Origin of the sequence: Sphingomonas sp. PvP018 (genome assembly GCF_017876865.1) — a bacterium.
GTDB classification, from domain to species: domain Bacteria; phylum Pseudomonadota; class Alphaproteobacteria; order Sphingomonadales; family Sphingomonadaceae; genus Sphingomonas; species Sphingomonas aerolata.
Genome location: NZ_JAGIOU010000001.1, coordinates 3094326 through 3110389, shown reverse-complemented (window position 1 = coordinate 3110389; position 16064 = coordinate 3094326). Strand labels below are relative to the sequence as shown.

The following is a 16064-nucleotide window of genomic DNA, read 5'->3' as shown; positions in this document are numbered from 1 at the left end:
AGGGTCACAGGCTCGTGCCGACAACCACGCAGGCGAGGAAGATCAGCAACCCGGTGAAGCGGTTGGCGCGGAATCGGGCGAGCGCGCCGACGCTGTCGTCCGCGCGCAGCGTCGCGACCTGCCACCCCAGGTGCAGCGCGGCGGGCGCCAGCGCGGCGATCGCGAGCGGATCGGGCCGCATCGTCCAGAACGCGGCCGCCCAGAACCCGACCGCGATCGCATAGAAAATCCCGACCCCCGCCTTTACATGCCGCCCCATGCGCAGCGCCGACGACCGGACGCCGATCATCGCATCGTCCTCGCGGTCCTGCAGCGCATAGATCGTGTCATAGCCGATCACCCAGGCGATCGATCCCGCATAGAGCAGCCACATCGGCAACGTCAGCGCGCCGGCGATGTCGCTCCACCCGACCAGCAACGCCCAGCTAAACACCAGCCCGAGCCATGCCTGCGGCCACCAGGTGATCCGCTTCATGAACGGATAGGCGGCGACCGGCGCGAGACTCGCCAGCGCGACGACCGCGGCGAGAGGCGTCAGCTGCAGCAGCACGACCAGCCCGACAAGCGCCAGCACGCCCAACCAGATCCACGCCAGCCGCAGAGAGACGAGCCCGCTCGGGATCGGTCGCGCGCGCGTCCGCGCGACCTGCGCGTCGAGGTCGCGGTCGACGATGTCGTTGAACACGCAGCCTGCGCCGCGCATCGCGATGCTGCCGAGCAGGAACCACGCGATCAGATCCCAGCGCGCCCACGCCCCGCCCGCCAGCGCGATCCCCCAGGCGCCGGGCCAGAAGAGCAGCCACCAGCCGATCGGCCGATCGAACCGCGCGAGCAGCGCCAGCCCGCGCAGCGTCGGCGGCAGCCGCGCGACCAGGCCGCGATGTTCGCTGTCGGGGACGATGTCCATCGGGCTCGGTGTGGTCTGCATGACGCGGGGCGTAGGAAGACAGCGTTTGGCGCGCAAGCCCGCAGCGGCTAGGATAAAGTCAGTGTCGCGTTCGAGCCCCTTTGCATGATCGGCCTGTCGGTCGCGGTCGGCCGTTTCGTCGAGGCGCTCTTCTGGGGTATCTTCCGCGTCGCGGGCGCAGTCGCGGGTGCGCTGATCCTCGGCATCGCGGTCGCGATCATCGTATGGATCGTCGCCCGCAAACTCTGGAACCGCCGCTAACCAATCCCCCCTGACGGCGGAGGATCGCGAACGAGCGAAACGCCCTCCCCGCATGCGGCGGGATTTGCTAGGCCCCCGCCATGCCTGCAACCCCAGCCTGGCCGCCGCAATCCACGCCGCGGCTGTTCGTCGACACCCCGCTCAGCCCCGGCCCACTCCCGGTCGACGGCCCCGCCGCGCATTATCTCGCCGGCGTCATGCGGCTGAAGATCGGCGACCCGGTCAAGCTGTTCGACGACCGCACCGGCGAATGGCTCGCCACCGCGGCCAACGTCGGCAAGCGCGACCTCGTCCTCGACGTGACCGAACGGCTCCGCGAACGCGAGGCGGTGCCCGATCTGTGGCTCTGCGCCGCGCCTATAAAGAAGGGCCGGGTCGACTGGCTCGCGGAGAAGGCGTGCGAGCTCGGCGTTGACCGGCTCGTCCCGGTCGTCACGCGCCGCACCGTGGTCGACAAGCCCAATACCGACCGTCTGCGCACGCACATGATCGAGGCGGCCGAGCAATGCGGCCGCACCGCGCTGCCGCAGGTCGCCGAACCGGTGAAGCTCGCAGCTTTGCTCCGCGACTGGCCCGCCGATCGCATCCTGTTCTTCGCCGACGAAACCGGCGGCGCGCCCGCGCTCGCGGCAATGCGTGCGCATGCCGGTCCCGCGGCGATCCTGATCGGCCCCGAAGGCGGTTTCGACGCCGACGAGCGCGCGGCGATTCGCGCGCATCCGCAGGCGGTCGGCATCGGGCTCGGCCCGCGTATCCTCCGCGCGGAAACCGCCGCGGCGGCAGCGGTCGCGCTGTGGATGGCGGCGGCGGGCGATTGGGCGGCCGAACCGCCCGTCCCGACACCCGTCGCGTGACATTGCTACCGACCGGTCCGAATCCCCTCTAGCACCCTCGTTCATCGCCGCGTAAGGCGCGGCGATGACGAGCAAGACCGCCCCTGCAAAGACCAGCCCGACGATCGAGTCGCGCGACCAGTTGATCGCCAGCTTCGCGCGCGGTGAAAAGCCCAAGGACCGCTGGCGGATCGGCACCGAGCACGAGAAATTCGTGTACGCGAAGGACGATCATCGCGCGCCTTCGTACACCGAGGCGGGCGGCATCCGCGCGCTGCTCGGCGAGCTTGAGCAATATGGCTGGGCGCCCGTGTTCGAGCGCGGCCCCGACGGTACCGAGAACGTCATCGCGATGACCGGTGCGGACGGCAGCATCAGCCTCGAGCCCGCAGGCCAGTTCGAACTCTCGGGCGCGCCGCTCGAGACCCTCCACGAAACCTGCGCCGAGACCGGCCGGCATCTCGAACAGGTCAAGGCCGCGGGCGAGAAGCTCGGCATCGGCTTCCTCGGCCTCGGCATGTGGCCCGACAAGACCCGCGCGGAGCTGCCGATCATGCCCAAGGGGCGCTATGCGATCATGCTGCGGCACATGCCGCGCGTCGGCAGCATGGGGCTCGACATGATGCTGCGGACCTGCACGATCCAGGTGAACCTGGATTACGCGTCGGAAGCGGACATGGTGAAGAAATTCCGCGTCGGCCTCGCGCTTCAGCCGCTCGCGACCGCGCTGTTCGCCAATTCGCCGTTCACCGAGGGCAAGCCCAACGGCATGCTGTCCTATCGCAGCCATATCTGGTCCGACACCGACCCGCATCGCACCGGCATGCTGCCGTTCGTGTTCGAGGATGGCTTCGGCTATGATCGCTATACCGACTATGCGCTCGATGTGCCGATGTACTTCGTCTACCGCGACGGCAAATATATCGACGCGGCGGGGCTCAGCTTCCGCGACTTCCTGAAGGGCGAGCTCAGCGTCCTGCCCGGCGAAAAGCCGACGCTCGACGACTGGACCGATCATCTCTCGACCGCCTTTCCCGAGGTGCGGCTGAAGACCTTCCTCGAGATGCGCGGCGCCGATGGCGGGCCGTGGAACCGGATCTGCGCGCTGCCCGCGCTCTGGGTCGGGCTGCTCTACGATCAGGGTGCGCTCGATGCGGCCTGGGATCTGGTGAAGGACTGGACGATCGACGAACGCCAGTCGCTGCGCGATTCGGTGCCCAAGCTCGGGCTGAATGCGCCGATCGCGGGTGGCGGCCAGTTGCGTGATATTGCCGCACAGGTGCTTAATATCGCGGGTGCCGGCCTGTCGTCGCGCGCACGCCTCAACAAGGCGGGCGACAACGAGACCGGCTTCCTCGATCCGCTGCGCGAGATCGTCCGTTCGGGCAAGGTCCCCGCCGAGCTGCTGCTCGACAAGTATAACGGTGTCTGGGGCGGCGATATCGCCAAGGTTTACGGCGTGGAAAGCTTCTAGGCGCCTGACGCTCGGCGCGACCCGGCCACCCACGCCAGGAGGCGCGGTACCGGTCCGTTGCGCGCCATCCAGTCGCTATAGGCGCGGTAATCGGGGTCGAGGCCCAGATGCCGCTCCTCGGTCCGCGCACGCCAGTAATAGACCCCGCTGACCGCCGCGAGCAGCAGGGTCGCGCGCATCGCATCGATCGGCGTCCCCGTGGTCAGCACGGGGATCGTCGACAGCCACCAGAACAGGTTCTTCGACAGATAGGCGGGGTGCCGCGACCAGGCATAGGGCCCGTGCGTCAGGATCCCGCGGTTGGTGAGATTGGAGAATCGCAGGCCGAACGCCATCGTCGCCCACGCATAGATCGCAGTCAGCACGACCAGCACCGCGCCGATCAGCACCAGCAGGACGGGGTGATACTGGAACCAGACGTCCCATTCCTGCGTGCCCGGGTGATAGTCCATCGGCCCGCCGTCGCTCATCAGGATGATCGGCGGATAGCACATCAACGCCGCCATCCACGCCGCCGCAAACGGATTGGCGCTGCGGATATGCGAATCGAGCGGTCGCAGCGTCAGGACATAGCCGACCGTCGCAAAGGCGACGTCGATCAGGAACATGAAGGTGATCAGCCACCTGGCAAGCGCGACCGGATCGCGCAGGATCGCGCTTGTGTCGCCGCGGATGAACTCGCCGAACCCGCCCGGCACGATCGCGAGCATGAAGGCGAGGAAGAACGCCTTCACTCCCCAGCTGCGCAGGTGGTTGTGGAGCGCAGCACGGTCGACCCCCGGCTGCCCGGTCAGCCATGCCCCGAGCGACCACGCGCCGTCCTTCGGCGCGACCAGATAGCGGTCGAGCCAGAGGACATAGGGGATCGACACGAGCACGAGGATCGGCGCGGCGTTGGTGAAGCACCACATCGCAAACGCGAAATTGCCCTCCCAATAGAACCGCCCGGTGCCATAGATCACCGCGATCCCCGCCCAGGTCACCCAGAAGGCGGCGAGCTTTGTCAGGCTGACGTCGATCGTCTCGCGCCATAGCCGGGGCCGCGACCAGTCCAGCCCGGTGCTCGGCCGGCGATGGACCTTGTCGACCAGCACCGACCACAGGATCATCGGGACCGCGCAGGCGAGCAGGTTGACCAGCGCGGCATAGGGCCCGTCCATCCCCCAGCCGCGCGCGCACGCCACCCAGCCGAGCACCCCCGCCAGCCCCGTCAGCCCGGCGCCATGACTGACCGCGGACGCGGGGCGCGGATCCGCGGCGCGGCGCCGCTGCAGGGTCAGGCTGGTCGTCTCGGGAAGCACGGGCGCGTCGGACATGGCGCCAGGGGTAGCCGATTTTCGTCAGCAAACCATGAACCATCCTGCCCCGGCTTGCACCACCCCACGACCCGCGCTATCGCGACCCTACACCTTCTGCCACCCGTCTCGCCTTCGCGACGGTCAGAGCGGGGGCGCAGGCCGCGGCAACGCCGGCTTCGCGGGTATAGTACAATGGTAGTACAGCAGCCTTCCAAGCTGAATACACGGGTTCGATTCCCGTTACCCGCTCCATCGTTTCCAATAGCGCCGACCAGTCTCGACGGGCGTGACCCGATCATTGCCTGACTATGCCGTGAGATGCGCTGTTATAAGCGGCGACAGCCGGCATAGCGAATTCTGTGCCTTAGAGCACCCGCCCCCCCCCGCGTCTGTTATTCTTTGAAATGGGGCCTCCATTCCGATTCCGACATGACCCCTTTGCTGATTTCTGGTAGCTCTATGGCGCATATTACCGATGATTTCGGGATGAAATACAATTAGCAAGTCTTTTCAACGATGGGACGTCGACTTCACCCTTTCGCTTCATAATCGAACCGGAAAGTATTTTATCGGCAGGGACATTATCGACACGCTGCCGGATGTATTTCGCAGCGTGAAGATATGGAGACTTCCCGAAAGGGTCGGCGTCAATGCCTTGTCCCGCAAAGTCATCGGTCGATTATGGGCCGAAGAAGATCGCCTCAGAGCCCGGTATCCCAGGCTGCTGCCGCGACAGCGGAGCCGACGCGCGGTCCTTCATCTCGATCCGATGACCGTGCTGGGCTGGCACGTCACGTCGCATGATGCCGTGCTGTGCCACGATCTCGGCCCCCTGACGCATCCCGAACTCTTCGCCCCGTCCGTCACCGCGCTCTACGAGCGGGTCTATGCACGCATCGCCGAACGCCAGCCCCGCATGGCCTTTGTCAGCCAGGCATCGCGGACAGCATTTCAGCGGCTCTATGGCACCGGGTCCCCCGCCACCGTGATCTATCCACCGATCCGCACCGGCGTGGCGGGTGGCGCGCAACACGCCGTGGACGGCGTCGAAGGCCTGTTTCTGCTGACCGTGGGCAGCATCGGGCGCCGCAAGAACCAGCTGGCCAGCATCCGCGCATTCGCGCACGCGGGCCTCGCCGGTGCGGGCTATCGCTATGTCATCTGCGGCAGTCGCGAGCCGGGATCCGAGGCCGTCATCGCCGAGGCGGAGCAAACCCCCGGCGTCATCCTCCTGCCCTATGTCTCGGACGAGCAGTTGCGCTGGCTCTATGCGCATGCGCGGGGGTTCGTGCTGGTGAGCCTTCTCGAAGGATTCGGCGTCCCCGTCGCAGAAGCGATGCGCAACGGACTGGTGCCGCTGATCAGCGCCGACAGCGTCCTCGAAGAGGTCGCGGGACCAAGTGCGATCGCGGTGGATCCGCACTCCGTCGAGGCCATCGCCGCGGGGATGATACAACTCGCCGAACTCCGCCCGGACCAGATCGCGGCACGGCGGGTCGATCTCGAGGCGCGTCTCGACGCGTTCTCGATGCCGACCTTCGTAGATGCGTGGAGGGCCTTTCTGAGTGCCGAGGCCGAGTGTCACCCCGCGCCGTCGGCCGTTTCGGTTTAGCGGACCGGGACGACACGGCGCTGGAGGAGCAGCTGAGCCCCCAGACCGGCGAGCATCGGCGTCTCGACGAAGCGACGAACTCCGCTACGACAAGCGCAGCCCCGCCATATCGTCCGTCGCCCGACGGTTTCCCCGGCAATGCCGGGGAGGGCGCGATCGAGGACAGAGGTCAGAGGGCGAGGTCGGGGCTGCGGTCCGGCTTGACGCGCATCGCGGCGGGCCGGGGCTTGGTCGCGACGTGGACCGCCGGCGAGGCGATGGCGAGTTGCAGCGTCTCGGCGGTATTGCCCCAGTGATCGGCGAGCAGTTCGGGATGCTCATTGAGCTTGATGCCGTAGCTCGGGACGATCTCGCGGATCTTGGCCTGCCAGCCGGCGGTCGACAGCCGGTTCGGAAACACCTTCTTGAGCAGGTCGAGCATGATCGACGGCGCGGTAGACGCACCGGGCGACGCGCCGAGCAGCGCCGCGATCGAGCCGTCCTTCGACGCGACGATCTCGGTGCCCAGCTTGAGCACCCCGCCCTTTTCAGGGTCGCGCTTGATGATCTGCACGCGCTGGCCCGCCTGCCACAAGCGCCAGTCGCCGTCCTTGGCGCCGGGGAAATATTCGCGCAGCGCCTCCATCCGGTCGGCATCCGACATGATCAGCTGCCCCGCGAGATATTCGACCAGCGCGAAATCGTCCCAGCCGACCGCGACCATCGGCCGGAAATTGTCGATCGTCACCGATGCCGGCAGATCGAAATAGGACCCCTGCTTCAGGAACTTGGTCGAGAAGGTCGCGAACGGTCCAAACAGCAGCGCCTGCTTGCCGTCGAGATAGCGGGTGTCGAGATGCGGGACCGACATGGGCGGTGAGCCGACCGCGGCCTTGCCGTAGACCTTGGCGAGATGGCGGTGCGTGATCTCCGGCTTGTCCGCGACCAAGAAGGAGCCGCCGACCGGGAAGCCGGCATAATCGTCCGCCTCGGGGATGCCCGACTTCTGCAGGATCGGCAGTGCGCCGCCACCCGCGCCGGCAAAGACGAAGCGCGCATTGATGACCTGCTTGTCGTCGGTCTTCATGTCGCGCGCGGTGACTTCCCAGCCGCCCTTGGCGTTGCGCTCGAGCGAACGGACCTCATGCCCCGTCGTCAGCGTGAAGTTCGCCTGCTTGTCGAGCGCGGCGATATATTGCCGCGTCACCGCACCCCAGTCGCAATCCGTGCCGAGCGGCGAGCGGGTCGCTGCAAGCGGCAGCGCCGGATCGCGGCCCTGCATCATCAGCGGCACCCATTTGGCGATCTGGGCGCGGTCGGTGGAGAACTCCATGCCCGAGAAGAGCGGACTGGCGCCCAGCGCTTCCCAGCGCTTGCGCAGGAAGGCGACATTGGCGTCGCCCCAGACGAGGTTCATGTGCGGGGTCGAGTTGATGAACGTCCGCGGTGCGCCGAGCATGCCGGCCTTGACCTGGTGGCTGAGAAACTGGCGCGTGACCTGGAACTGCTCGTTGATCTCGACCGCCTTGGCGATCTCGACACGGCCGTCGGCCGCATTGACCGGCGTGTAGTTGAGTTCACACAGCGCCGAATGGCCGGTGCCCGCGTTGTTCCAGCCGCCCGAGCTCTCTTCGGCGACCTTGTCGAGCCGCTCGACCAGCTCGATCGTCCAGCTCGGCTCGAGCTGGCGCAGCAGCACGGCGAGCGTCGCGCTCATGATGCCGCCGCCGATCAGCAGCACGTCGACCGAGCGTTCCGTCGTCGCGGCCTGCGCCGACGACAGGGGGACCATGGCGGAGGACCCCGCGACGCCCGCAACGATCGCCGAGCCTAGAAGATTGCGGCGCGTTACGCCCGTGCCGGCCGCCGGAGCGTCGCCTGACTGCTCGGCGGTCCGCGTGTCGTCGTTCGATCCAATTCGCACTATGATGCCTTTTTCGTTACCGCCTGCCCGCCCCCGATCCCGGCCCCCGAGGGGCGGAGACGGCTAAGGGCGCATCGCCGGATGATGGATGGGCTGCGCAGGATCGGCCGAAAGACGCAAAGAAGCGATCGACCGAGCACAACCGTTGCTCAAAGTCCTCGCCCATTTGCCGGAATTTATTGGGAGGCCCGCAAACCAGTAAAATTGACGGGTATCCGAGACTTACATGCCATCACAGGCGCAATTTTACAAGCTTTGGATGGCGGACGGCCGGATCGGGGCCCGCCATGCGCGGCGTATCGAGCCGCGCGGCAGCAGCCGCGAAGACGCCCGGTCGGCGCCGGCCGCAGGGATCTTGTTCGTCCGTCCGCCAAGCTCGACCGGTCACCCGGCCGGCTTGCGGATCAGCAATCCACCAGACCCGCGAGCAGATCGCTCATCCGCTGACGCCCGACGACCGACAGCTGAATATGCGATCGTCGACCGTCATTTTTGTCGCGGGTCCGCAGGACGAGACCCGCCTCCTGCAGGATCGCAAGGTAGCGCAGCGCCGTCGCCGAAGGCGCCCGCGCGCCGATGCACACCGCGGACACGCTGAGCTGACGCCCCTCGTGATGCGATATGAACAGGTCGAGCAGCATGTCCCAGGCGGGTTCGGAGAACAGGTCCGCGCCGAATGCCGCGTCGCGCTGGCGACGCAGTTCGTACAGATGCTTGGCAGCGCTCACCAGGCGGGCGGGATCGACGGCGGCGGGTGCAAGAGCCGGCCCGGGCCGTGCGCCGTTCAAGAGTCGCATGAAAGGAATGGCATAAGACATTTAAAGCCTCAGATGCAGGGCTAAGGAAGGGTCGGGTCCTGGCGGCTCCAGTCAAGATCCCAGCCTCGCGACCGGACCCGTCTGGCATGCCGCATCGTTCCGACGGCGAGCAGCAGGACGATGGGGTAGCTCCACATGACCGACAGGACCGCATAAGCGAGCCGGATCACGTCGGGGTTGATCGCCCGGGCGAGATGCGCCCCGGTCCCCAGTGCATGGAGCGCGGTGACCCAGGCCGGCCAGAACCGATCGGCGTGCAGCGTGATGGCGATCATCACGCCGAGCAGGACGATGTCGACGGTCATGATACCGATCTCGACGTCGACGAACTCGCCTGCGCCAAGCTGGTGAAACATCCGCGTGGCCAGTGCCGCGAGCAGCAGGGCAAGCCCGGTCAGCCGCTCGGGGGCACCGCCACGCCAGAATGCATAGCCGGTCGCCGCCAGTTGCAGCGCGTTGAAGATCCAGACGCGGTCCACGTTATCGGGTCAAGCGATCCACCGGCCGCGTCGTCAGGCGGCAACGACGAGGTGCAGTCGCGCATCGTCGCGCAAAGCCCCTTCGTTGGGCGGACACTCGCCCTCGTCACCATAGGCATAAAAGGCACCGAGGCCGATTTCGCTGCGTACCGCGACCAGCGCCCGGTGCGCGTCGACGAAGCGCTGGCGGGCCTTGATCAGATCGGACGATGCATCCGCGACGAGTTGCAGCGCGGCGATCCCGGTCGCGACCGGCAATCTTGCCGCCGCACGCTGCTGCAACAAGGTCGCGACGCAGGAAGCAGCGAGCGACGCGGCCTGGTCGACCGCTGCCTCTGCCTTCAGAAAGTCCGCGGTAACCCTGTCGGTTGCCTGACGACGTTCCTTCAACATGTCGAATTTCCCACCCCAGCGCGACGAATGCTCAACCCGGGGAGAGGCGGCGCTGCCGCGAACCTGCCTGAACAGGCTCGTCATGGTCATCGTCATCGTCACCAGCGCCACCGTGGTGATCGCCAGCAACGCCATGAGCCCGACCAGTCGGATCAGCCTGTCCCCCTTGGACAGGCGGTTCCGCGCCGCTCCCTCCGGTCCGCCTCCGGGCGTCATCCCCATGAAGCGGCGGACGAGCCCCCATGGATCGTCCTGGCCGACCTGTGGCGGATGCGACGGCGCGCGCGCTACGTCGATTGGTTCGGATGGGAGCCGATCATACGTCGCGACCAGCAGGTCGGACGACGGCGTTGGCGACGTCCCGTCCTCCGTCCTGTCGTTCGCAGCGCGGGGCGCGGGCGTGGCGGAGGGCATGACGCGGGGCTCTGCGGGCGCGTCGATATCCCCGGCGGTTTCGTGCCGTTGCAACAGCCGCGCAGCCTCGAACCGCGACCCCGCGCCCAGCACCTGAACCGCGCGTTCGATCCGCTTGTCGATCGCCGACGGCGACACGCCGAGCAGCGCTGCGATCTCCTTCGAATTGTGATGCGTCAGGACCAGTCGAAGACAGGCCCGTTGCGCTTCGGTCAGGAGATCAATGCGGCTGGCAGACATAGACCTACATTAACCGCAATTCCGCGGTTAGGCATCCCTGTTTGAGGCGCGCCGAATGCCGTCGCGGGACGCGTTTTCGCGCATAATGTCCGCACGACATCCCGGCACAGATCTGAAGGTTGTGAGGTTCGCGCCTGGCCTTGCTACCGGCGAAGGACCAAAGCTTGGACGGTGATACCGCAAAGCTTTGGTGGACAGGGCTGGATTCGAACCAGCGTACGGGAAACCCGGGCAGATTTACAGTCTGCTGCCTTTAACCACTCGGCCACCTGTCCAAAGGGGCCACTCTTTCGAGCGAGGCGGCTCAATGGCGAAGCTTGTCGGTGCTGTCAACGCGGGTTGCGCCAACTTCCGCCCCCGCATAGCCTTTCATGCATAAAAAATTGCCCAGGGGGACCTTCATGCACCAATCGCGTCCGTGCCGACTTGCCATTTTCGCCGCAACCGTAACGATCATCGCGCTCAGCCCCGCGGCCGCCAAGGAGCGTGGCGGCACCGCAAAGCCTGATCAACCCATGGTCAACCGCATCATCGACGAAGGGACCAACCACAGCCAGGTCATGGTGACCGTCCAGCATCTGACCGACGTGATCGGCCCGCGGCTCACCAATTCGCCGTCGATGCGCACGGCCGAGGCATGGACGCAGCGCCGCTTCGCCGACTGGGGCCTCACGAATGTCCACAAGGAAGGGTTCGCATTCGGTCGAGGCTGGTCGATCGAACGGTCGAGCGTGCGGATGACGACCCCGCGGGTGGTGCAGCTGACCGCGATTCCCATTGCCTGGACTCCCGGCACGAACGGCACCGCGCTGAGCGCGGCCGTGATCGTCGCACCGATGGCGCGCGAGCGCGACTTCGCGAAATGGCGCGGCAAGCTCAGCGGCAAGATCGTGATGCTCACGCGGCCCGGCACCGGTGACGAACCTGCCGAGCCCGCCTTCAAGCGGCTGAGCGGCGAGGATATCGCGAGGCTCGACCGGTTTCAGCAGCCGAATTACGACCCCGATGCCGCCGACCGCCGGATGAAGCGGCTCGATTTCTCGAAGAAACTCGATGCGTTCCTGAAAAGCGAAGGCGCGGTCGCGACCGCGACGATGGCCTATCACGACGGCAAGCTGGTCAGCGGCGAAGGCTATCTGTTCGGTGTCGGCGACACGCCTGCGCTGCCGGGCGTGCAGATCGCCGCGGAGGATTATCGACGCCTCGCGCGGCTCGCCAAGGCGGGCCCCGCCCCGACGCTCGAGATCGTCAGCGACGTCCGCTTCGACGACAGCGATGCGCAGGCGTACAACATCATCGCCGACATTCCCGGGACCGATCCGAAGGCCGGCTATGTCATGGCGGGCGCGCATCTCGACAGCTGGGTCGCCGCGGACGGTGCCGCCGACAATGCGGCGGGCTCGGCGATGATCATGGAGGCCGCCCGCATCCTGGCCGCAACCGGCGTCCGCCCGAAGCGGACGATCCGGTTCGCGCTCTGGTCGGGCGAGGAGCAGGGCATTCTCGGTTCGATGGCCTATGTCACCCGCCATCTGGCGACACGCGGCAGCCCCAACGACCCGCCGCAGACCGGGATGCAGAGCTATTACGGCTTTTCACAGAAATGGCCGATCACCCCGCTGCCGGGTCATGCCGACCTCGCCGCCTATTTCAACATCGACAATGGCTCGGGCAAATTGCGTGGGCTCTATGCGGAAACCAACCCCGCGGTCGTGCCGATCTTTCGCGACTGGCTCAGCCCGTTCGCATCGATGGGCGCGTCGAACGTCGTCCTGCGGCCGACCGGCGGCACCGATCACGTCTTCCTGCAGCAGGTCGGCGTGCCGGGGTTCCAGTTCATCCAGGATCCGCTCGATTATGGCAGCCGGATCCATCATACGTCGGCCGACACCTTCGATCACCTGAAGGCCGAGGACATGCGCCAGGCGTCGATCGTGCTCGCATCGGTGTTGCTCAGCGCGGCGAATGCGGACAAGGCGCTGCCACGCACGCCACTGCCGACCAAGCCGGTGGTGACCGACCCTTATGGATATAGCGATGACGATGACTGATATGATGACGGGAGCGCTCTGATGGCAGCACGCAAGGGCCATCGGCCAAGCAAGGCCCCCGCGGGGCGTCCGCGCTTCTGGGGCAAGCATGCGGTGGGCGCGGCGCTCGCCAATCCCGAACGCACGGTGCGCAAGATCATGGGCACGCGCGAGGCGCTGGCCGGGTTCGACCTACCCGCGGCCGTGCCGGTGACCTTCGCCGAGGCCACCGATCTCGCGCGACTGGTGCCGGGCGACGCCCCGCATCAGGGCGTGGTGATCGAGGTCGAGCCGCTCGAGGACATGTGGCTCGCCGACCTGCTCGAGCATGGCAAGGACGATAATCGTCCGCTCGTCATTCTCGACGGCGTGACCGATCCGCACAATGTCGGCGCGATCCTGCGCTCGGCGGCGGCGTTCGATGCGCTCGGCATCGTCACCCCCGACCGCAACGCGCCGCCCGAATCGGGCACGATCGCCCGTGCCGCGTCGGGCGCGCTCGAGACGGTGCCGTGGATCCGCGTGGTCAATCTCGCCCGCGCGCTCGAGGAAATCGCCGAAGCCGGGTTCTGGCGGATCGGCCTCACGGGCCATGCGACGCAGACGCTGTCCGAGGCGATGGGGACGCAGCGTGTCGCGATCGTGCTCGGTGCCGAGGGCGAAGGCATGCGCAAAAACACCGAGGATCACTGCGACGAGCTCGCCAAGCTGCCCATCTCGGAAAAGGTCGAGAGCCTCAACGTCTCGAACGCCGCCGCGATCGCGCTCTACGCGGTCACGACGCGCTGAACGTCCCCCTCTCCCCCGCGGGGGAGAGGGACCGGATCAATCCTCGGCGGCGATCCGTACCTTCAGCCCGTCGAGCGCATCGGTCATGTCGATCTGGCACGACAGTCGCGAATAGTCGTCGCGGTCGCTGGTCGAATCGAGCAGGTCGTTCTCGTCCTCGCTCATCGGCTTGAGTTTGGCCGCAAATTCCGGGTCGACATGGACGTGGCAGGTGGCGCAGGAGCAGCAGCCGCCGCACAAAGCGAGGATCTCGTCGATCCCGGCGTCGCGGATGACTTCCATGACCGAAAGACCCGTTTCGCCCATGAGCTCGCGTTCTTCCCCGTCCCGCGTCACGACGATAAGCTTGGGCATGCTGTCCTCCGAAAAACCGTGCGCGGTCCATGCCGCGCGCCGCCGCCCCGATCAAGCTGCAAGGTTCGCGTCATGGGCCTGAACGCCGACCAGTTGCAGGCTGCCATGACCGCGCTGTGTGCGATCGAACCCGCCTTCGCGGTGGCGGTCGCGAACAAGGGCCACCCTGCCCCGCGGATCAGCGAGCGCGGCTTCGCGACCTTGCTTCGCACCATCCTCGGCCAGCAGGTCAGCGTCGCCTCCGCGCAATCGGTCTGGAACAAGCTCGACGCGCTTGTCGGCGGTGCCGCGGACCCCGCCAACATCGCCGCCGCCAGCGACGAGACGCTGCGCAGCGCGGGGCTGTCGCGGCAGAAACTCGGCTATGCCCGCAGCCTCGCCGACGAGGTGACGAGCGGCCGCCTCGACCTGACGAACCTGCCCGCCGACGACGAGGAGGCGATCGCCGCGCTGGTCCGGGTCAAGGGAATCGGCCGCTGGTCGGCGGAGATCTACCTGCTGTTCGCCGAGGGCCGCACCGACATCTGGCCCGCGGGCGACCTTGCGGTCCAGATCGAGATCGGCCGCATCCTCGGCCACGATGCCCGCCCGAGCGAGAAGCTGACCCGCGAACTCGCCGAAGCCTGGCGCCCGCACCGCGGCGCGGCAGCGATCTTCCTCTGGCATCATTACCAGGCCGACATGAAGGTGATCTGACCGCGGTTGCTGGTGCGACGCCACGCACCCCCGTCCGTCATCCTGACGAAAGTCAGGACCCAGAGCCACGCAGCCCGGCGCCCATGACCCTGGATCCTGACGTCCGTCAGGATGACGGGAGCAAGGACAGCCGTGCGCCGCCCGCCCGATATCCGCCTACCAACCGAACTGCTTGTCCCCCCCGCTCCCATCCGGCAAAGCACGGGCGATGCCGCCGCCCAGTTCCGCCCTCGCCCATTCGCTGTCCGACAGCTATCGCACCGTCGCCATTCCCGAAGGCGCGCCCTTCTGGCGGCGGCTGTTCGCGTTCGTCGGGCCGGGCTATCTCGTCGCGGTCGGCTATATGGATCCGGGCAACTGGGCGACCGACATCGCCGGCGGCTCGGCGTTTGGCTACACCCTCCTGTCGGTCGTATTGCTGTCCAACCTGATGGCGATGGTGCTCCAGGCCTTGTCCGCCCGGCTCGGCATCGTCGCCGGGCTCGACCTCGCCCAGGCCTGCCGCGCGCATTATTCGAAGCGCGTTTCGGTCGTGCTCTGGTTCCTGTGCGAGATCGCGATCATCGCGTGCGATCTGGCCGAAGTGCTCGGCACCGCCATCGCGCTCAAACTGCTGTTCGGGCTCCCGCTGGTCTGGGGTGTCGTGCTCACCGCGCTCGACGTGTTCCTGATCCTCGCGCTGCAACGCTTCGGCTTCCGCAAGCTCGAGGCGTTCATCGTCGCGCTGCTGGTGATCATCGCCGGCTGCTTCATCTTCGAGCTGTTCCTCGCGCGGCCCGACATGGCAGGCGTGCTCGGCGGACTGGTGCCGACGACCGAGATCGTCACCAACCCGGCGATGCTCTATATCGCGATCGGCATCCTCGGTGCGACGGTGATGCCGCACAACCTCTATCTCCACTCGTCGATCGTCCAGACGCGCGCCTTCGCGCCGACCGAGGCGGGCAAGCGCGACGCGGTGACGATGGCGACGATCGATGGCACGATCGCGCTTGGCCTCGCCTTCTTCATCAACGCCGCGATCCTGATCCTCGCGGCCGCCACCTTCCACGTCGCCGGGCGCACCGACGTCGCCGATATCGACCAGGCGCATGCGCTGCTCGCGCCGATGCTCGGCATGGGCGCGGCGAGCGTCGTGTTCGCGGTCGCGCTGCTCGCCTCGGGGCAGAATTCGACCGTGACGGGCACGCTCGCCGGCCAGATCGTGATGGAGGGCTTCCTCGACCTGCGCATGCCCGTCTGGTTACGCCGGCTGGTGACGCGGCTGCTCGCGATCATCCCCGCGGTATTCGTCGTCGGCGCCGCGGGCGATGCGGGCGCGACCCGGCTGCTGGTGCTGAGCCAGGTCGTGCTGAGCCTCCAGCTCCCCTTCGCGGTCGTGCCGCTCGTCAAGTTCACCGGGGACGCGCGAATCATGGGTTCGCTCGTCAGCCCGGTCTGGCTCAAAGCGCTCGCCTGGGTCATCGCCGCGGTCATTATCGGCCTCAACGCGACGCTGCTGATCGGCATGCTCTGAGATAAACTGACATGGATCAGGGGATGCACGGCTAACTGGCCGATCGC

At 67.0% G+C, this 16064-nt stretch carries 15 protein-coding genes and 2 tRNA genes; 9 read left to right on the top strand and 8 right to left on the bottom strand.

Translation table 11 applies throughout. The features are described 5' to 3' along the window. Positions 1-4 precede the first annotated feature (4 nt). Complete coding sequence (gene ubiA / locus J3A66_RS13910) at positions 5-928, bottom strand: 4-hydroxybenzoate octaprenyltransferase (protein WP_245336824.1); 924 nt, start codon at positions 926-928, stop codon at positions 5-7. Between the two features lie 84 nt (positions 929-1012). Between ubiA and J3A66_RS13905 the strand changes: the two genes are divergently transcribed. From J3A66_RS13905 to J3A66_RS13895, 3 genes are all read left to right on the top strand, one after another. Further along, positions 1013-1168, top strand: coding sequence for a hypothetical protein (locus tag J3A66_RS13905; RefSeq protein ID WP_166746254.1), 156 nt, complete (start codon positions 1013-1015; stop codon positions 1166-1168). Positions 1169-1248: 80 nt separating this feature from the next. Further along, positions 1249-2022, top strand: a complete 774-nt coding sequence (locus tag J3A66_RS13900) for a 16S rRNA (uracil(1498)-N(3))-methyltransferase (protein WP_209569499.1) — start codon at positions 1249-1251, stop codon at positions 2020-2022. A 64-nt stretch (positions 2023-2086) separates the two neighbouring features. Next, positions 2087-3475, top strand: coding sequence for a glutamate--cysteine ligase (locus J3A66_RS13895; protein ID WP_209569497.1), 1389 nt, complete (start codon positions 2087-2089; stop codon positions 3473-3475). On the opposite strand, the gene J3A66_RS13890 is transcribed toward J3A66_RS13895, so the two are convergent. Then, positions 3472-4791, bottom strand: a complete 1320-nt coding sequence (locus J3A66_RS13890; protein WP_209569495.1) for a DUF1295 domain-containing protein — start codon at positions 4789-4791, stop codon at positions 3472-3474. The genes J3A66_RS13895 and J3A66_RS13890 overlap by 4 nt on opposite strands. Positions 4792-4951: 160 nt before the next feature. Between J3A66_RS13890 and J3A66_RS13885 the strand changes: the two genes are divergently transcribed. Next, positions 4952-5025 (top strand) — tRNA-Gly (locus J3A66_RS13885). A gap of 517 nt (positions 5026-5542) precedes the next feature. Beyond that, positions 5543-6385 carry a glycosyltransferase family 1 protein gene (locus J3A66_RS13880; protein ID WP_209569493.1) on the top strand — a complete coding sequence of 281 codons (843 nt, stop codon included), beginning with the start codon at positions 5543-5545 and terminating at the stop codon, positions 6383-6385. 169 nt (positions 6386-6554) lie between these two features. Here the strand turns inward: J3A66_RS13880 and mqo are convergent, their stop codons facing one another. The 5 genes from mqo to J3A66_RS13855 form a co-directional block, all read right to left on the bottom strand. Further along, entirely contained in the window at positions 6555-8288 is a 1734-nt protein-coding gene (gene mqo, locus J3A66_RS13875) for a malate dehydrogenase (quinone) (RefSeq protein WP_348634053.1), read from the bottom strand. A 404-nt stretch (positions 8289-8692) separates the two neighbouring features. After that, a complete protein-coding gene (locus J3A66_RS13870; protein WP_042467029.1) occupies positions 8693-9085 on the bottom strand; it encodes a hypothetical protein in 393 nt (130 codons plus the stop codon). Positions 9086-9126: 41 nt separating this feature from the next. Then, positions 9127-9585 (bottom strand): hypothetical protein, encoded by a 459-nt coding sequence (locus tag J3A66_RS13865; RefSeq protein ID WP_042467030.1) that lies wholly within the window; start codon positions 9583-9585, stop codon positions 9127-9129. A 33-nt stretch (positions 9586-9618) separates the two neighbouring features. Then, positions 9619-10632 carry a helix-turn-helix transcriptional regulator gene (locus J3A66_RS13860; RefSeq protein ID WP_192140298.1) on the bottom strand — a complete coding sequence of 338 codons (1014 nt, stop codon included), beginning with the start codon at positions 10630-10632 and terminating at the stop codon, positions 9619-9621. Between the two features lie 188 nt (positions 10633-10820). Then, positions 10821-10907: transfer RNA gene (locus J3A66_RS13855), tRNA-Tyr, on the bottom strand. Between the two features lie 126 nt (positions 10908-11033). Between J3A66_RS13855 and J3A66_RS13850 the strand changes: the two genes are divergently transcribed. Beyond that, positions 11034-12683 carry a M20/M25/M40 family metallo-hydrolase gene (locus tag J3A66_RS13850; RefSeq protein WP_192008110.1) on the top strand — a complete coding sequence of 550 codons (1650 nt, stop codon included), beginning with the start codon at positions 11034-11036 and terminating at the stop codon, positions 12681-12683. 21 nt (positions 12684-12704) lie between these two features. Then, on the top strand, positions 12705-13451 hold the full coding sequence (gene rlmB / locus J3A66_RS13845) for a 23S rRNA (guanosine(2251)-2'-O)-methyltransferase RlmB (protein ID WP_031440547.1): 747 nt from the start codon (positions 12705-12707) through the stop codon (positions 13449-13451). Between the two features lie 36 nt (positions 13452-13487). Here the strand turns inward: rlmB and J3A66_RS13840 are convergent, their stop codons facing one another. Beyond that, entirely contained in the window at positions 13488-13805 is a 318-nt protein-coding gene (locus tag J3A66_RS13840; protein ID WP_031396278.1) for a 2Fe-2S iron-sulfur cluster-binding protein, read from the bottom strand. A gap of 72 nt (positions 13806-13877) precedes the next feature. Here J3A66_RS13840 and J3A66_RS13835 point away from each other — a divergent pair, with 72 nt between their 5' ends. After that, complete coding sequence (locus tag J3A66_RS13835) at positions 13878-14501, top strand: DNA-3-methyladenine glycosylase (RefSeq protein ID WP_031396277.1); 624 nt, start codon at positions 13878-13880, stop codon at positions 14499-14501. Between the two features lie 208 nt (positions 14502-14709). Further along, a complete protein-coding gene (locus tag J3A66_RS13830) occupies positions 14710-16017 on the top strand; it encodes an Nramp family divalent metal transporter (protein WP_031396276.1) in 1308 nt (435 codons plus the stop codon). Positions 16018-16064 lie beyond the last annotated feature (47 nt).